Raw genomic sequence first — 794 nt, forward strand, 5'->3', positions numbered from 1 at the left:
TAGGTTCCGCTGGTATGCGCGGTTGATGAATCCGAAAACTGAATGCAATCCCCGCTGCAAATTTGTGAATTAGACAAGATAAAATCTGCCGTAAAATTATTGAAAATGTTGATGCTTTTACTCGTGTCGTGCACACAACCAAAATCACTGGTCGTTTGTAAGTTGACTGTGTAATTGCCATTGGCAGTATAAATATGGTTTGGGTTTTGAATACTCGCTGTACCCATGTCACCAAAATTCCAAGCGTAATCATTGATACCACCGCTCGCAATATTAGACGCATCAATAAAAGAAGCATTAAAGCAAGAAGAAGTAAATGTAAAATCAGCCACAGGTTGTGGATGAATGGTAAGGCTTAAAGTACTGGTATCGGTGCATGCAGAATCAGAAATCGCCACCAGTTGAAGGGCATAATTCACCGCTTGGTTGAAGGCATGATTGGGTTCAAATAAGGTACTAGTAGAATTGTCCCCAAAGTCCCATTCATAATTGCTGATGGTCCCCGAGGTTATACTCGAATTATTGTTTAAATTCACGACTTGAAACACGCAAGTATCTGCAAGGCTAAAGTCAACCACAGGATTTGGATTCACAAAAACAGTCTGTACCAAACTATCCGCACAACCTTGGTCCGACTGGGCAAAAAGTTGGACGGAATAAGTCCCAATATTATTGTAAATATGATTTTCAATGGAGTCTACCCCAAAAGTATTGTCACCAAAATTCCAATGGATGCTATCAATGGAACTAGTACCAGCAATTGTTGTTAAATCGGTAAATAATGTACCTTGGTT

Annotated in this window: 1 protein-coding gene; it reads right to left on the reverse strand. The window is 39.8% G+C overall.

Going from position 1 to position 794, the window contains the following annotated elements:
• A partial coding sequence (locus DNU06_RS17770) for a PKD domain-containing protein (RefSeq protein WP_146239330.1) occupies nt 1-794 on the reverse strand: 794 nt, incomplete at both ends.

This window comes from Putridiphycobacter roseus, from assembly GCF_003234935.1.
Lineage (GTDB): Bacteria > Bacteroidota > Bacteroidia > Flavobacteriales_D > Crocinitomicaceae > Putridiphycobacter > Putridiphycobacter roseus.